At 61.4% G+C, this 16,728-nt stretch carries 13 protein-coding genes; 1 reads left to right on the top strand and 12 read right to left on the bottom strand.

Going from position 1 to position 16,728, the window contains the following annotated elements:
- Positions 1-42: 42 nt before the first annotated feature.
- The 10 genes from PSEST_RS12355 to ccoN (PSEST_RS12310) all read right to left on the bottom strand — a co-directional run bounded on the left by PSEST_RS12355 (position 43) and on the right by ccoN (PSEST_RS12310) (position 11,118).
- Complete coding sequence (locus PSEST_RS12355) at positions 43-2,457, bottom strand: heavy metal translocating P-type ATPase (protein WP_015277312.1); 2,415 nt, start codon at positions 2,455-2,457, stop codon at positions 43-45.
- Between the two features lie 7 nt (positions 2,458-2,464).
- Positions 2,465-2,965, bottom strand: a complete 501-nt coding sequence (locus PSEST_RS12350) for a FixH family protein (RefSeq protein ID WP_015277311.1) — start codon at positions 2,963-2,965, stop codon at positions 2,465-2,467.
- A gap of 12 nt (positions 2,966-2,977) precedes the next feature.
- Positions 2,978-4,390, bottom strand: a complete 1,413-nt coding sequence (ccoG, locus tag PSEST_RS12345) for a cytochrome c oxidase accessory protein CcoG (RefSeq protein ID WP_015277310.1) — start codon at positions 4,388-4,390, stop codon at positions 2,978-2,980.
- Between the two features lie 137 nt (positions 4,391-4,527).
- Entirely contained in the window at positions 4,528-5,445 is a 918-nt protein-coding gene (ccoP, locus tag PSEST_RS12340) for a cytochrome-c oxidase, cbb3-type subunit III (protein WP_015277309.1), read from the bottom strand.
- Positions 5,446-5,631: a CcoQ/FixQ family Cbb3-type cytochrome c oxidase assembly chaperone gene (locus PSEST_RS12335; protein WP_003294837.1), complete on the bottom strand. Its 186-nt coding sequence runs from the start codon at positions 5,629-5,631 to the stop codon at positions 5,446-5,448.
- Positions 5,632-5,637: 6 nt separating this feature from the next.
- Positions 5,638-6,249 (bottom strand): cytochrome-c oxidase, cbb3-type subunit II, encoded by a 612-nt coding sequence (gene ccoO, locus PSEST_RS12330; protein ID WP_015277308.1) that lies wholly within the window; start codon positions 6,247-6,249, stop codon positions 5,638-5,640.
- A gap of 12 nt (positions 6,250-6,261) precedes the next feature.
- Positions 6,262-7,689, bottom strand: a complete 1,428-nt coding sequence (gene ccoN / locus PSEST_RS12325) for a cytochrome-c oxidase, cbb3-type subunit I (protein WP_015277307.1) — start codon at positions 7,687-7,689, stop codon at positions 6,262-6,264.
- 351 nt (positions 7,690-8,040) lie between these two features.
- Positions 8,041-8,976, bottom strand: coding sequence for a cytochrome-c oxidase, cbb3-type subunit III (gene ccoP, locus PSEST_RS12320; protein WP_015277306.1), 936 nt, complete (start codon positions 8,974-8,976; stop codon positions 8,041-8,043).
- 92 nt (positions 8,977-9,068) lie between these two features.
- Positions 9,069-9,680, bottom strand: a complete 612-nt coding sequence (gene ccoO / locus PSEST_RS12315; protein WP_003301811.1) for a cytochrome-c oxidase, cbb3-type subunit II — start codon at positions 9,678-9,680, stop codon at positions 9,069-9,071.
- Between the two features lie 13 nt (positions 9,681-9,693).
- Positions 9,694-11,118, bottom strand: a complete 1,425-nt coding sequence (gene ccoN / locus PSEST_RS12310; protein WP_015277305.1) for a cytochrome-c oxidase, cbb3-type subunit I — start codon at positions 11,116-11,118, stop codon at positions 9,694-9,696.
- Positions 11,119-11,181: 63 nt separating this feature from the next.
- On the opposite strand from ccoN (PSEST_RS12310), the gene PSEST_RS12305 reads away from it, so the two are divergent.
- Complete coding sequence (locus PSEST_RS12305; protein WP_015277304.1) at positions 11,182-11,874, top strand: alpha/beta family hydrolase; 693 nt, start codon at positions 11,182-11,184, stop codon at positions 11,872-11,874.
- Positions 11,875-11,922: 48 nt separating this feature from the next.
- Here PSEST_RS12305 and PSEST_RS12300 read toward each other — a convergent pair whose 3' ends face one another.
- Positions 11,923-13,491, bottom strand: a complete 1,569-nt coding sequence (locus tag PSEST_RS12300; protein WP_015277303.1) for a methyl-accepting chemotaxis protein — start codon at positions 13,489-13,491, stop codon at positions 11,923-11,925.
- Between the two features lie 379 nt (positions 13,492-13,870).
- Positions 13,871-16,546, bottom strand: a complete 2,676-nt coding sequence (gene acnA, locus PSEST_RS12295; RefSeq protein ID WP_015277302.1) for an aconitate hydratase AcnA — start codon at positions 16,544-16,546, stop codon at positions 13,871-13,873.
- Between the last annotated feature and the right edge of the window lie 182 nt (positions 16,547-16,728).

The raw sequence follows: 16,728 nt of genomic DNA, 5'->3' as shown, positions 1-16,728 counted from the left end.
CTAAGTACGCAACTGCCGCGCCACAGCACATCTCGACTGGAGTCAGCCGTTATTCGCAGGCTGACGTGTCAGCCGCAGGGCATTCAAAACCACCAGCAGCGAGCTGATCGACATACCCAGCGCTGCCCAGAGCGGAGTCACCCAGCCGATGGCGGCAAAGGGCAGAATCAGGCCATTGTACAGGCTTGCCCAGGTGAGGTTTTCGATGATGATGCGGCGGCTACGCCGCGCAACGTCGAAAGCCTGTGCCAGGCTGGTGAGGCGGTTGGATAGCAGCACTGCATCGGCGCTGGTTTTTGCCAGGTCGGTGGCCGACCCCATGGCAACGCTGATGTCCGCTGCCGCGAGCACCGGGACGTCATTGACCCCATCGCCGAGCATCAGCACCCGATGCCCCTGAGCTTGCAGTGCCTGCAGTCGCGTGAGCTTCGCAGCAGGAGTCATGCCGCCTTCGGCCTGGTCGATGCCGAGTTCTTTAGCAATCTGGCCGACCATAGGCGAGCTGTCGCCGGAGAGCAGCAATGTCTGCCAGCCGCGACGACGGCAAGCAGCCAGCAAAGCAGGCGCATCGTCACGAAGACGGTCGTCGAGCACCAACCAAGCCAGCGGACCCCGTTCATCGCCAAGCAGCAGCCATTGGCCTTGTTCACCGGGAATGACGGGCGCCGGTTGGGAAAAGCCTTCGGCGACGAAATTGGGTTGGCCTATACGCAGGTTGCGTCCCTCGACGCAGCCCAGCAAGCCGAGCCCCGGCACCGTCTCGACCGATTCGGCGGCCAGAGGTGCACGGCCGAAGGCACGCGCAATCGGATGTTCGGAGCGGTTCTCGAGAGCTGCGGCCAGCGCCAAGCAAGCATCGGCGTCGAGGGCGCCGAGTGGGTGTACGGCGGTAAGCGTCAGGCGCCCCTCGGTGAGGGTGCCGGTCTTGTCGAATACCACGGTATCGATCTGATTGAGACCCTCGAGCACGTGCCCGCGGGTCAGCAGCAGGCCGAGTTTGTGCAGCGTGCCGGTTGCTGTCGTGAGTGCCGTTGGAGTTGCCAGCGAGAGTGCGCAAGGGCAAGTGGCAACCAATAGCGCCAGCACGATCCAGAACGCACGCTGAGGGTCGATTTGCCACCACACCAGCCCTACGACGGTTGCAACCACCAACACCACCAGCAGGAACCATTGCGCGACCTTGTCGGCCAATTCGGCAAGCTTGGGTTTGTCCGCCTGGGCGCGTTCCAGCAGGCGGACTATAGCGGACAGGCGGGTGTCATCGCCCAAGGCCTGCACTTCGACGGTCAGCGGGCCTTCGACATTCAGCGTGCCAGCGGTCACTGCGTCGCCGCAACCGCGCGGGAGGGGGAGGTATTCGCCGGTGAGAACCGACTCGTCGACGCTCGATTGGCCACTGATGATGGTCCCGTCTGCAGGAATCAATGCGCCAGGTTGCACCAGCACACGGTCACCCAGTTGCAGTTCGCTGAGCAGGATGCGATTGCTGTGCCCGTCGGCATCGAGCTTCAGGCACGACGCCGGCAGCAGATTGACCAGCTGTGCCGTAGCGTCTGCGGTGCGCTCGCGCGCGCGTCGCTCCAGGTAACGCCCGGCCAGCAGAAACAGGGCAAACATGCCCACAGCATCGAAGTAGAGTTCGCCCTGGCCGGTAATCGTCGACCAGATACCGGCAACGTAGGCGCCGCCGATGGCCAGCGAGACCGAGACGTCCATGGTCAGGTGGCGGGTGCGCAGATCTCTCAGGGCTCCCTTGAAAAAATCTGTGCAGCAATAGAACACGATCGGCGTGGTCAGCAGCAGAGCCGTCCAGCGCAGCGTGACAAAGAAGCTTTCCGAGAGGTCGAGATTGAACTCCGGCCAGGTGGCCATGGTGGCCATCATCACCTGCATCCAGAGCAGGCCGGCGACGCCCAGTTGCCGCAAGGATCGGCGGTTCTCGCTGGCCAGACGCTCGGCGGCCTGATCGGCCTGATAGGGGTGGGCCGCATAACCGATTCGACGCAGCTCCCCTAGCAGCTCGCTGAGCGGAAGCTGGGCATCGCTCCAGCGTACGCTCAATCGGTGGTTGGACAGATTGAGACTGGCCTCGGCCACGCCGTTCAGGTTGCGCAGGTGACGCTCGATCAGCCAGCCGCAGGCGGCGCAGCTGATGCCTTCGATCATCAACGATGTACTGGCCAACTCGCCCTGGTGCTGAACGAAGGGCTGCTGTACATCCTTGCGATCGTACAGGGCCATCTCCTCATTAAGCTCCTGTGGGAGCGACTGCGGATTGATGGCGGTGTCGCTTCGATGCTGGTAGTAGCTTTCCAGGCCACCTTTGACGATAGCTTCGGCAACTGCCTGACAGCCTGGGCAGCACAAGGCCCGCATCTCTCCCAGCACGCGGGCCTGGTACGGGCTGCCAGTCGGAACTGGCAGGCCGCAGTGGTAACAGGGAAGGGGTTTTGCCATCAGCTGATCAAGGCTTCAGTTCGACGGCGCGGCCAGTCTCGATGGTCTTTTCCCCGTACAGGCGCCAGTCCTGCTCGCCTTCCCGGCCGAGCAGTTCGATGAAGCGGCGACCGCTGATCGGCTCCTGCATCTGTCCTTGATAGAGACCATCTCCCTGAGGCTGCAGGATGACGCGACGATCACGCTCGGGTTGGGTCGGAGAGAGCAAATTCAGCACCAGCTGTTGCGGGCGGCTTGCGCCGCTCAGCTGCACCTCGGCAAGGCCCCGCTCGTCATTGAGTGAAATGCTCGCCTGCATTTGCAGACGCTCCGCCAGCTTCTCGCGCTCCAGCGACTGATTGATGCCTTTTCCGGCGTCATAGTAATTGTCCGCGACGAGCGTGTCGGCATTGCGAATCGCGATGGTCAGCAGTGACAGCCCCAATACAACCGCGAAGACCAATATTGCGATGACAAACCAAGCCCAGAACTGGGTGTACCAACGCGTTTGTTCGTTTTCAGAGCGCATGTATTACCTTGCTTAGCGGATGCTCGGGCCGATGAAACGGCTGTCGGCATCATCGTTTATCGATGCATCGTCTATCGAGCGGATGCTGAAGACGATCTCATTGGTGCTCGAAGGTAGCTTCTCAGGCGCGATGGACAGTTCAACCGGAATGGTGACCAGTTCGCCTGCTTCGGCGCGTACCTCACTGCGACCTTCATAGACCAGGCCGTCCAGGCCGGATGCCTCAATCACGAAGGTCTGCTCGCGTTGAGCCTTGTTCATGATTTTCAGGGTGTAGACGTTTTCGATGTTGCCCAACTCGTTCTCGCGGTAGAGCACACGATCCTTGAGCACGTCCAGCTTGACCAGCGGGCGATCATACACGGCGTAGGAGAACAGACTCATCATGGCCAGCAGCGCAACCGCATAGCCGATCAGGCGCGGACGCAGCAGGTGAGTCTTCTGGCCCGACAGGTTGTGCTCAGTGGTGTAACTGATCAAACCGCGCGGGTAGTTCATCTTGTCCATGATGGCGTCGCAGGCGTCGATGCATGCAGCACAGCCGATGCATTCGATCTGCAGTCCGTCACGGATATCGATACCGGTGGGGCAGACCTGCACGCACATCGTGCAGTCGATGCAATCGCCAAGACCCATGGCTTTGTAGTCCGCGTCTTTTTTGCGTGGACCACGTTTTTCGCCGCGACGCGGGTCGTAGGAGACGATCAGGGTGTCCTTGTCGAACATCACGCTCTGGAAGCGCGCATACGGACACATATAGATGCACACCTGCTCGCGCAAGAAGCCGGCGCTGCCGTAGGTGGCAAGGGTGAAGAAGCCGATCCAGAACGCAGCCCAGCCGTTGACGTTCAAGGTGAGCAGATCGGGCACCAGCTCGCGGATCGGCGTGAAATAGCCGACGAAGGTGATGGCCACCAGAATGCCGACGGCCAGCCAGATCGCGTGCTTGGCGAGTTTGCGAGCGAACTTGTTGGCGCTCATTGGCGCCTTGTCGAGTTTCATGCGTTGGTTGCGATCACCTTCGGTGATCTTTTCGGCCCACATGAATACCCAGGTGAAGACACTCTGCGGGCAGGTGTAGCCGCACCAGACACGGCCGGCAAAGACCGTGATGAAGAACAGGCCGAAGGCGCAGATGATCAGCAGCCACGACAACAGCATGAAATCCTGAGGCCAGAACGTAGCCCCGAAGATATGGAATTTGCGCTCTGGCAGGTCCCACCAGACGGCTTGACGGCCGTTCCAGTTTAGCCAGACGGTTCCGAAGAACAGGATAAACAGAACTGCGCCGCCAACGCGTCGCAGGTTGCGGAACAAGCCGCTGAAGGCCCGGGTGTAGATCTTTTCGCGCGCGGCGTAAAGGTCAGCTGACGCTCCGGCCTTGGACGGGGGGGTTACATCACGAACGGGGATCTGCTCAGTCATCGAGTGCGTACCACGGCGGAAGGTGGGTGTCCTGGTCGATACGTGCCAACCAGGATCATTTTTCTGTCCAGCTGCGAATGGTACGCCCGGAGCTTTGAGGTCGGGTGTGACAGGACGTCACTCCCGACCTCGATCTTTCACTGCTCCGGTTGCTGCGACAGGCTGTAGACGTAGGCTGCCAGCAAGTGCACCTTGTCATTGCCAAGGATTGCTTCCTGGGCCGGCATGCGGCCGTTGCGACCGTAGCGCAGGGTCTGCTGGATCTGAGCGAAGCTCGAACCATAGAGCCATACATTGTCGGTCAGGTTCGGCGCGCCCATGGCTGCAACGCCCTTGGCTTCCGGTCCATGGCAGACTACACAGTTGGCGGCGAAGATTTTTTGACCCTGCTCAATGTCGACGCTGATACCCTCTGGGGTATCACGGCCAGAGAGGCTGCGAACGTAGCCAGCCACGTTACGGATGCCTTCTTCACCGAACACGTCCTTCCAGGCCGGCATTGCAGCCTGACGGCCATGCAGGATGGTGGTCTTGATCGTCTCAGGCTCACCGCCCCACAGCCAATCGTCGTCGGTCAGGTTCGGGAAGCCGTAGGCGCCCTTGGCGTCGGAGCCGTGACAGACCGAGCAGTTGGAGGCGAACAGGCGGCCACCCATCTTCAAGGCTTGCGGATCCTTGGCAACTTCTTCGACCGGCATGGCAGCGTACTTGGCATACAGCGGGCCGTACTGCTCATCGGCCTTGTCCATCTCGCGCTGCCATTCCTTTACCTGGGTCCAGCCATCTTCATAGCCGGGCAGGATGCCTTTCCAGTTGCCCAGTCCCGGATACAGCACCAGGTAGCCGAGGGCAAAGATCACGGTGCCGACGAACAGCATGAACCACCAGCGTGGCAGCGGGTTGTCGTATTCCTCGATGCCGTCATAGGAATGGCCGACAGTTTCTTCTGTGCTGTCAGGGCGTTGGCCCTTGCGAGTTGCCAGTAGCAGCCACACCAGCGCGGCAATGGTGCCGAGGCTCAGCAGGGTGACGTACCAACTCCAAAACGAGGTCATTTATTTCTTACTCCTGGAAGCTTCTTCATCACGCTTCTTGGCGTCGGTCTCGTCGTCTGCGAAGGGCAGGTTGGCTGCTTCGTCGAAGCTTTGCTTGCGTTTGCTGCTGTAGGCCCAGAGCACCACGCCGATGAAGGCGACGAATACCAGAATTGTGCCCAGGCCGCGAAGAGTCCCGATTTCCATCATGCGTTACCGTTTGTTGGTGAGTGCAGTGCCGAGTACTTGCAGGTAAGCCACCATGGCGTCCATCTCGGTCTTGCCGCGAACGGCATCCCGGGCACCAGCGATGTCTTCTTCGGTATAGGGCACGCCGAGGGTGCGCAGCGCCGACATCTTCTTGGCGGTGTCCTTGCCGTCGAGGGTGTTCTCGACCAGCCACGGGTAGGACGGCATCTTCGACTCGGGCACTACGTTGCGCGGGTTGTACAGGTGCGCACGGTGCCAGTCATCGGAGTAGCGGCCGCCGACACGGGCGAGGTCCGGACCGGTACGCTTGGAGCCCCACAGGAACGGATGGTCATAGACGCTTTCGCCGGCAACGGAGTAGTGGCCGTAGCGCTCGGTCTCCGCACGGAACGGACGCACCATCTGCGAATGGCAGCCGACGCAGCCTTCGCGGATGTACAGATCGCGGCCTTCCAGTTGCAGCGCGGTGTAGGGCTTCATGCCTTCGACCGGCTCGTTGACGGCGTCCTGGAAGAACAGCGGGACGATCTGGGTCAGACCGCCGATGCTCACCGCCAGGATCATGAACAGGGTCAGCAGACCGATGTTCTTTTCAAGTATTTCGTGGTTCTTCATCTATCCGTTTCCTCAAGCGATCTGCGCGGCAGCGTCGTACTGGGCTGCTTTGGCGACACGCACGGTGCGCCAGGTGTTGTAGGCCATCAGCAGCATGCCGGCGAGGAAGAAGGCGCCGCCGAGTGCGCGGACGATGAAGCCTGGGTGGCTGGCTTCCAGTGCTTCCACGAAGGAATAGGTCAGCGTGCCGTCTTCGTTGATCGCGCGCCACATCAGGCCCTGGGTGATGCCGTTGACCCACATCGAGGCGATGTAGAGCACGGTGCCGATGGTGGCCAGCCAGAAGTGCGCGTTGATCAGGCCGATGCTGTGCATCTGCTCGCGACCAAACACTTTCGGGATCAGGTGGTACATCGAACCGATGGTGATCATCGCGACCCAGCCGAGGGCGCCGGCGTGTACGTGGCCGATGGTCCAGTCGGTGTAGTGGGATAGTGCGTTGACGGTCTTGATCGCCATCATCGGACCTTCGAAGGTCGACATGCCGTAGAACGCCAGCGATACCACCAGGAAGCGCAGGATCGGGTCGGTGCGCAGCTTATGCCAGGCGCCCGAGAGGGTCATCATGCCGTTGATCATGCCGCCCCAGCTCGGAGCCAGCAGGATGATCGACATCACCATGCCCAGGCTCTGCGCCCAGTCCGGCAGCGCGGTGTAGTGCAGGTGGTGTGGGCCGGCCCAGATGTAGAGGGTGATCAGCGCCCAGAAGTGGACGATCGACAGGCGATAGGAGTACACCGGGCGCTCGGCCTGCTTCGGCACGAAGTAATACATCATGCCCAGGAAGCCGGTGGTCAGGAAGAAACCTACGGCATTGTGGCCGTACCACCACTGCACCATGGCGTCAGTCGCACCCGAGTAGATCGAGTAGGACTTGAACCAGGACACCGGGATTTCCAGGTTATTGACGATGTGCAGCATCGCCGTAACCAGGATGAAGGCGCCGAAGAACCAGTTGCCCACATAGATGTGCTTGGCCTTGCGCTTCATGATGGTGCCGAAGAACACGCCGATGTACGACACCCACACCAGAGTGATCAGGATGTCGATCGGCCACTCCAGTTCCGCGTACTCCTTGGAGCTGGTAAAGCCCTGCGGAAGAGTGATGACCGCAAGCACGATCACAGCCTGCCAACCCCAGAAGGTGAAGGCTGCAAGTCCGTCGGAGAACAGCCGCGCCTGACAGGTGCGCTGAACCACGTAATAGGACGTGGCAAACAGTGCGCAACCACCGAAGGCGAAGATCACCGCGTTGGTGTGCAATGGTCGCAGACGGCCGAAGCTCGTCCACGGCAGGTCGAAGTTGAGCGAGGGCCACACCAACTGCGCGGCGATCAAGACACCCAGGCCCATCCCGATGATTCCCCATACCACCGTCATGATGGCGAATTGGCGAACCACCTTATAGTTATAAGCAGTCTCACTTATTGCTGTGCTCATGCAAGGCTTCCACGCTAATGGCATTTTCGAAGGCAAAAACGGCGGCAAGTATGGAGAAAGCAGGGGGGCAATGCAAACCACGCCCGGGCTCTCTTTGCTGGCCAAAACCCTGATTTAAAGCGTTTTCCATGCGCTGCGCAGGGATGTTTCGCACCAGGCCGGTGCGCCAGAAATACCGAGTTCGCCTTATGGTTCTAGGTGGCGCGGCGAGTCGGAAGCAAAGCTTAGAAGTGCGTAAGCGGGCGGGGAAGGTCTTCGGTCGGCTGGTGATGCGACAGATGGTCGCAGCGTGACGGAATTGCCTGGGGACAAGGCGGGAAGGGCGGTACGAGTGTACCGCCCTTTTACGACTTACTGCTTGGCGAGTTGTTCCGGTTTCTGCGACAAGCTGTAAACGTAGGCGGCTAGCAGGTGAACCTTGTCGTCACCCAGATACTGTTGCTGAGCAGGCATCTGACCATTGCGACCGTGGCGGATGGTCTGCTGCAGCTGGCTGAGGCTCGAGCCGTAGATCCAGCCGGAGGCATGCTGAAGATTCGGCGCACCCAATGCAGCCATACCCTCGCCACCCTGGCCGTGGCAAACGGAGCAAGTCTGTGCATAGACCTCTTTGCCTTTGCCCAGATCGGCGTCAGTGCCCTCAGGCAGCGGCAGACCAGCGAGTTCCTTGCGGACGAAGGCTGCAACGTTCTTTACGCCTTCTTCGCCGATGGCTTGGCCCCATGCCGGCATGGCCGCGATACGGCCGTTCAGGATGGTGGTCTTGATCGAGGCCGCGTCACCACCCCAGCGCCAATCGCTGTCGGCCAGGTTCGGGAAGCCGAGAGAACCCTTGGCGTCAGACCCGTGGCAGATCGCGCAGTAGTTGGCGAACAGGCGCGCACCCATTTTCACGGCTTGCGGGTCCTGAGCGACTTCTTCCACCGACATGGCTGCGTACTTGGCGAAGATCGGGCCGTACTTCTCATCGGCCTGGGCGACCTCGCGCTCCCACTGCTTCTCCTGGGTCCAGCCACCTTCGTAGCCGGGCAGGACGCCTTTCCAGTTACCCAGGCCCGGATAGAGCACGAGGTAAAGGATGCCGAACACCAGCGTGCCGATGAACAGCAGGAACCACCAGCGCGGCAGCGGGTTGTCGTATTCCTCAATGCCGTCGAAGGCATGACCCATCGTTTGATCCGTGGTGCCGGCCGACTCGCCCTTGCGGGTGGCGAAGATCAGCCAGAACAGAGCGACGATGGTGCCCAGCGTCAGCAGGGCGATGTATCCACTCCAGAAAGTGCTCATGTGCTACTCCTGGACAGCCCGAGCAACTCTGGCTGTCCGCGATTGAAGTCCCTGACGGCTGGCTTGGCAGCCGTCATTTTTCTTGGCTGCGATTAGCGCTTGTTGGTCAGAGCCGTGCCGAGCACCTGCAGATAGGCCACCATGGCGTCCATCTCGGTTTTGCCCTTGACGGAGTCACGAGCGCCGGCGATGTCTTCTTCGGTGTACGGCACGCCGAGGGTGCGCAGTGCCGACATCTTCTTGGCGGTGTCCTTGCCGTCCAGGGTGTTCTCGACCAGCCACGGGTAGGACGGCATCTTCGACTCGGGCACTACGTTGCGCGGGTTGTACAGGTGCGCACGGTGCCAGTCATCGGAGTAACGGCCACCGACACGGGCCAGGTCCGGACCGGTACGCTTGGAGCCCCACAGGAACGGGTGGTCGTAGACGCTTTCGCCAGCAACGGAGTAGTGGCCGTAGCGCTCGGTTTCAGCACGGAACGGGCGGATCATCTGCGAGTGGCAGCCGACGCAGCCTTCGCGGATGTACAGATCGCGGCCTTCCAGTTGCAGCGCGGTGTAGGGCTTCATGCCTTCGACCGGCTCGTTGACGGCGTCCTGGAAGAACAGCGGGACGATCTGGGTCAGACCGCCGATGCTCACCGCCAGGATCATGAACAGGGTCAACAGCCCGACGTTCTTTTCTAGTTTCTCGTGCGATTTCATTTACCTAGGCTCCTCAGGCGATCTGCGCGGCAGCGTCGTACTCGGCGGGCTTGGCAGCCTGCACGGTGCGCCAGGTGTTGTAGGCCATCACCAGCATGCCGGCGAAGAAGATCGCACCACCGATCATGCGCACCACGAAACCGGGGTGGCTGGCTTCCAGTGCTTCGACGAAGGAGTAGGTCAGCGTGCCGTCGTCATTGATCGCGCGCCACATCAGGCCCTGGGCGATACCGTTCACCCACATCGAGGCGATGTAGAGCACGGTGCCGATGGTAGCCAGCCAGAAGTGGGTGTTGATCAGCGCGACGCTGTGCATCTGGGCGCGGCCGAAGACCTTCGGAATCAGGTGATACAGCGCGCCGATGGACACCATGGCAACCCAGCCGAGGGCGCCGGCGTGTACGTGGCCGATGGTCCAGTCGGTGTAGTGGGAGAGGGCGTTGACGGTCTTGATGGCCATCATCGGACCTTCGAAGGTCGACATGCCGTAGAACGCCAGCGATACCACCAGGAAGCGCAGGATCGGGTCGCTACGCAGTTTGTGCCAGGCGCCCGAGAGGGTCATCATGCCGTTGATCATGCCGCCCCAGCTCGGAGCCAGCAGAATCAGCGACATCACCATGCCCAGGCTCTGCGCCCAATCCGGCAGCGCGGTGTAGTGCAGGTGGTGCGGACCGGCCCAGATGTAGACGGTGATCAGTGCCCAGAAGTGGACGATCGACAGGCGATAGGAATACACCGGACGCTCGGCCTGCTTCGGCACGAAGTAGTACATGATCCCGAGGAAGCCTGCGGTGAGGAAGAAGCCCACGGCGTTGTGGCCGTACCACCACTGCACCATCGCATCGGTTGCACCGGCGTAAACCGAGTAGGACTTCATCGCGGTGACCGGGATTTCCAGGTTGTTGACGATGTGCAGGATCGCCACGGTCAGGATGAAGGCGCCGAAGAACCAGTTACCGACGTAGATGTGCTTGACCTTGCGTGTCGCCAGCGTGCCGAAGAAGACGATCGCATAGGCCACCCAGACGATGGTGATCAGGATGTCGATCGGCCACTCCAGTTCCGCGTATTCCTTGGAGCTGGTGAAGCCCAGCGGCAGGGAGATTGCGGCGAGCAGGATGACCAGCTGCCAGCCCCAGAAGGTGAACGCGGCCAGTTTCGGCGCGAACAGGGTGGTCTGGCAGGTGCGCTGGACCGAGTAGTAGGACGTCGCGAACAGAGCACAGCCGCCGAAGGCGAAGATCACCGCGTTGGTGTGCAATGGACGTAGACGACCGAAACTGGTCCACGGGAGGTCAAGGTTCAGAAATGGCCAGGCCAATTGTGCTGCGATGAAAACGCCGAGCCCCATCCCGACGATTCCCCACACCACCGTCATGATGGCGAATTGGCGGACCACCTTGTAACTGTAGGCGGTACTGGTTGCTGTGTTCATGTATGGGCTTCCATCCACGGGTAATGAGCAGTTTTTTTCTTTCTAATAGAAAGCGAGGCAAGGATGGGGAAAGGGCAATCTGCCGGTATTGACCCGGATCAATACACACAAAGTGACAAAGGGCATTCCGTCCGCTGGAACCGAGCGCCAGACGACGCGATCGCGAGCCTGATTCTCGCCCACGGCGCTGGCGCACCGATGGACAGCCCCTTCATGGAAGAAATGGCCGAACGCCTTGCCGTGCGTGGCATTGCGGTCGGTCGGTTCGAGTTCACCTACATGGCGCAGCGGCGGGTGGGTGCGGCAAAGCGCCCACCCAGTCCCCAGGCCCAGTTACTGGCGGAGTGGCGGGAAATCCATGAGCTGGTGCGACAGCAGGCCACAGGACCGCTGGCCATCGGCGGCAAGTCGATGGGCGGGCGCATGGCGAGCCTGTTGGCCGATGAACTGGAGGCGGATGCACTGGTGTGCCTGGGCTATCCGTTCTATGCCGCCGGCAAGCCGGAAAAACCTCGGGTGGCCCACCTCGCCACGCTGCAGACGCCGACCTTGATCGTTCAGGGAGAGCGGGACGTCCTCGGCGACCGCGAAACGGTGGAGCAGTACGAGCTGTCACCGGCTATCGCGCTGCACTGGCTCACGACGGCAGATCATGACCTCAAGCCACTGAAACGCTCCGGATCGACTCACGCAGAGCATCTCGACAGCGCCGCGGACGTGATCGCAGTGTTTCTGCGGGGGCTTGCTCGGCCTTGATTCTTGCAGGAGGCAGCCGGGTCAAGCGACACCGGCTGCCGGGCGAACTCAGCGGTTGAAGCGTTCCACCAGCGCGTACTGACCTTCGGCCGTTGCGGCGAGGTCTTCGCTAAGCAGCGCCGAGCTGCGTGCGTCTCCCGAGGTCTGATCGGCCAGGCGGGCAATGGTGCTGACGTTGTTGCTGATCTCATCGGCCACTGCGCTTTGCTCCTCGGTTGCCGAGGCGATCTGCGTGGTCATGTCGATGATGTTGCCCATCGCCTCGTTTATGCCGGTCAGGGCCTGGTCCGCCTGAGCAACCTGGTCGACACCACGCGTGGCCTGGACACGACCTTCTTCGGTGGTCTGAACGGCGTGTCGAGCTTGCAGTTGCAGCTTCTCGATCAGCTGGTGAATTTCGCCAGTGGCCTCGGCAGTGCGTTGTGCCAGCTGCCGTACCTCATCTGCAACCACGGCAAACCCGCGTCCGCTGTCGCCGGCCCGTGCCGCTTCGATCGCAGCGTTGAGGGCCAGAAGGTTGGTCTGATCGGCAATGCTCTTGATCACATCGACCACGCCACCGATTGCGTCGCTGTCGTTGGCTAGCTGATTGACCGCCTCGCCGGTACTGGCTACCGAATCGGCCAGCTGCTGTATCGCCTTTCGTGTCTCCGCGGTGACCTCGCGACCATGAATGGTGAGACGGCTCGCTTCGCGGGTGGCTTCGGCCGCCAGGGCGACGTTGCTTGCTACTTCCTGAGTGGTCGCAGCCATTTCGTTGATGGCAGTCGCTACCTGTTCGGTTTCCTGATTCTGCTGCGCCAGGCCATTTGCGCAGCTCTGTGCCAGCGAGTCGGCCTGCTTGGCTTGGCCTTGCAGTTGTACAGCGGTGTCTTGCAGGCGGGTGAGGCAGGTTTTCAGATGCGCCTGCTGACTGAGCATCGCCATCTCGAGCTGGGCTTCTACGCCACGGCTGTCGGTATACATGCGTGCAATGAGCGGATCGCTGGTGGTCTGGCTCGCCAGCTGCAACAAGCGTTTCAGACCGCGTTGCTGCCACTGCAAGCCGGCAAGTCCGAGCGGAACGGCAAGCGCGGCTGCGGCGATGAACCCCAGGGCATGGTCGAAGCCTGCGCCGACGAGAAATCCGAGCTGACTGATGATCAGGAAGGGCAACCACTTGCTCAGCACCGGGAGCCAGCGATCGCTCTGGGGCACGCCGCTCTTGCCGGAGTTGATCCGCTCATACAGTGCTTCAGCGCGCTGCACCTGTTCCCGGGTTGGTTTGGTCCGTACCGATTCGTAGCCTGTCACCTGCCGCTGCTGATCGAGAATTGGCGTGACATAGGCATTGACCCAGTAGTGGTCGCCGGTCTTGCGCCGGTTCTTGACGATGCCCATCCAGGGTTTGCCCTGCTTGAGCGTGGTCCACATATGGTCGAACACGGCCGGCGGCACATCCGGATGGCGTACCAGATTGTGCGGTGCGCGTATCAGCTCGTCGCGATCGAAGCCGCTGACCTCTACGAAGATGTTGTTGCAATAGGTGATCTGGCCTTTCAGGTCGGTAGTCGAGACTAATCGCTGCTGGTCGGGAAAGGCATATTCACGTTGAGTTACGGGCTGGTTGTTACGCATCGACTTTCACGCCTGGCAAGGTATTCATAAGGTGGTGCGCCTGACCTTTATGTTTTTTTGAGTCTCAGGCTGACCTATGGGGTCGGCAGCCGCACTGTGTTCTTGAGCGCTATGCTGCCGGCCGGAGCTGCTTCAAGCCGGCAATAAGACCACTGGCAACTGGTGCGGCTTAATCAATCTGCAATCTCTTTCCGGCACGTTAAGCCCATGTCCGGACGCTCTATGACGGGAGCGATGACTTGGCGGTCACGGATCCGGGCGGCGGCATGGACGTCAGGGCAGCTGGAGATCAGGCGCCACGGAATGGCAAACGCCGGTGCGAATGGATTCGCACCGGCGTTTTTTTGTCTGCGGGAGCAGGGCGCCCGCATGGTGGCGCTCAGTGGGCGATCAGTTGGCGCAACACATAGTGCAGAATGCCGCCCGCCTTGAAGTACTGCACTTCATTGAGCGTATCGATGCGGCTGAGCACCTGGAACGAATCACGCGAGCCATCGGCGCGCTCTACGTCGACGGTGAGCATCTGGCGCGGTTTGATGTCGGCGTCGAGCCCGCGGATCGACAACTTCTCCATCCCGTTCAGACCCAGCGACTGGCGCGTCTGGTCGTTCACGAACTGCAACGCCAGTACACCCATGCCGATCAGGTTGGAGCGGTGGATGCGCTCGAAGCTTTCGGCGATCACCGCCTTCACGCCTAGCAGATTGGTGCCCTTGGCGGCCCAGTCGCGGCTTGAGCCGGTGCCGTATTCCTTGCCGGCGATCACCACCAGCGGTACCCCTTCGGCCTGGTAGCGCATGGCGGCATCGTAGATGGAAAGCTTCTCGCCACTCGGCTGATACAGCGTGTTGCCGCCTTCCTCACCGCCGAGCATCTCGTTGCGGATGCGGATATTGGCGAAGGTGCCGCGCATCATCACTTCGTGGTTACCGCGGCGCGAGCCGTAGGAGTTGAAGTCCTCGGGTGCCACACCGAGTGACTGCAGGTACAGGCCCGCCGGTGAGCTGGCCTTGATGTTGCCGGCCGGTGAGATGTGGTCGGTGGTGATCGAGTCGCCGAACACGGCCAGTACCCGGGCATTCTCGACATCTGCCGGTGGGGTCGGTGGCTGGCCGATATCCTCGAAGTAGGGCGGGTTCTGCACGTAACTGGAATTAGCGTTCCACGCGTAGGTATCCCCGGCACTGACCGGAATCTTCTGCCAGTGCTCGTCACCGCTGAACACGTCGGCGTAACGGCTGCGGAACATCTCGCCGTCGATGCGCGCCACCGCTTCGGCGATTTCCGCGCTGCTTGGCCAGATATCCTTCAGGTAGACCGGCTGGTTCTGTGCGTCATAGCCCAGCGGTTCGCGGTCCATGTCGATACGTGTGGTGCCAGCCAGCGCAAAGGCGACCACCAGTGGCGGCGACGCCAGCCAGTTGGCCTTGACCAACGGGTGTACGCGGCCTTCGAAGTTACGATTGCCGGACAGCACGGATGACACGATCAGGTCGTTATCGGTGATCGCCTGGCCGATGGCGTCCGGCAGCGGGCCGGAGTTGCCGATACAGGTGGTGCAGCCATAACCCACCAGGTTGAAGCCGAGTTCGTCGAGATAGCGGGTCAGGCCGGCGCGCTCGAGGTAGTCGGTCACCACCTTGGAGCCGGGTGCCAGAGATGTCTTGACCCAGGGTTTGCGTTGCAGTCCGCGCTCGATGGCCTTCTTGGCGACTAGGCCGGCGGCCATCAACACGTTTGGGTTCGAAGTATTGGTGCAGGAGGTGATGGCAGCGATCACTACTGCGCCATGCTTGAGCTGGAATTGTTCAGCAGCGACCGCAAAATCGGTATCAGCCTGTTGCTGGCGCCCGCTGGTTTCCAGCAGCAGATCGAAGTTGGCGCCGATATCGCCGAGGGTCACTCGATCCTGTGGACGCTTGGGACCCGCCACGGACGGTCGAACCTGGCTCAGGTCCAGTTCGAGGGTAGCGGTGAACTCGGGGGCGGGCGAGTTGCTGTCACGCCACATGCCCTGCGCCTTGCTGTAGGCCTCGACCAGTGCGATGCGCTCTTCGTTACGGCCGGTCAGGCGCAGGTAGTCGATGGTCACCTGATCGACCGGGAAGAAGCCGCAGGTGGCGCCGTATTCGGGGGCCATGTTGCCGATGGTGGCGCGGTCGGCCAGCGGCAGGTGATCGAGGCCGGGGCCATAGAACTCGACGAACTTGCCGACTACGCCGTGCTTGCGCAGCATCTGCGTTACGGTCAGCACGAGGTCGGTGGCGGTGACACCCTCGTTGAGCTTGCCGGTCAGGCGGAAGCCGATCACTTCGGGGATCAGCATCGACACCGGCTGACCGAGCATTGCCGCTTCGGCTTCGATCCCGCCAACACCCCAGCCGAGCACGCCGAGGCCGTTGATCATGGTGGTGTGCGAGTCGGTGCCGACCAGGGTATCCGGATAGGCGAAGGTTTCGCCGTTCTCTTCGCGGGTCCAGACCACCTGGCCGAGGTATTCCAGATTCACCTGGTGACAGATGCCGGTGCCCGGCGGCACTACGGCGAAGTTGTCGAAGGCCTGCTGGCCCCAGCGCAGAAACTCGTAGCGTTCACCATTGCGCTGCATCTCGATCTCGACATTCTGTTCGAATGCCTGGTCGCTGCCGAAGCGGTCGACCATCACCGAGTGGTCGATCACCAGATCCACCGGCGACAGTGGATTGATCTTCTGTGGGTCACCGCCGGCCTTGGCCACGGCGTCGCGCATGGCAGCCAGATCGACGACTGCCGGCACGCCGGTGAAGTCCTGCATCAGCACGCGGGCAGGGCGATACTGGATCTCCATGGTGGAGCTGCGGGTGTCCAGCCAGCTCACCAGGGATTTCAGGTCGTCGGCGCGCACCGTCTGGTTGTCCTCCCAGCGCAGCAGGTTTTCCAGCAGTACCTTTAGTGACGTGGGCAGCCGGCTGATGTCGCCGAGCTGGGCAGCTGCATCGGGCAGGCTGTAATAGTGGTAGGTCTTGCCGGCGACTTCGAGACTGCGACGGCATTTCAGGCTATCCAGGGAAGGCATTCCTCATCTCCTTGTGCCCACACGGTAGGGCTGGCTGATGAATGAGCTTTGAAACTAGCTTAAGTGGCCGGGTTGGTGGGTTCGGTTTCGCTCAAAACATTTCCGAGCCAACTCACCACACAGGCCACCAGGGCAGGGGTTTCGCTACTGCACTGGACCGGGCCATGCGGGCGAGGGTTCCC

The sequence above is a fragment of the Stutzerimonas stutzeri RCH2 genome (assembly GCF_000327065.1).
Taxonomy (GTDB): domain Bacteria; phylum Pseudomonadota; class Gammaproteobacteria; order Pseudomonadales; family Pseudomonadaceae; genus Stutzerimonas; species Stutzerimonas stutzeri_AE.
Note: the sequence above shows the minus strand (reverse complement) of the source record. Positions and strands in the feature narration are given on the sequence as shown.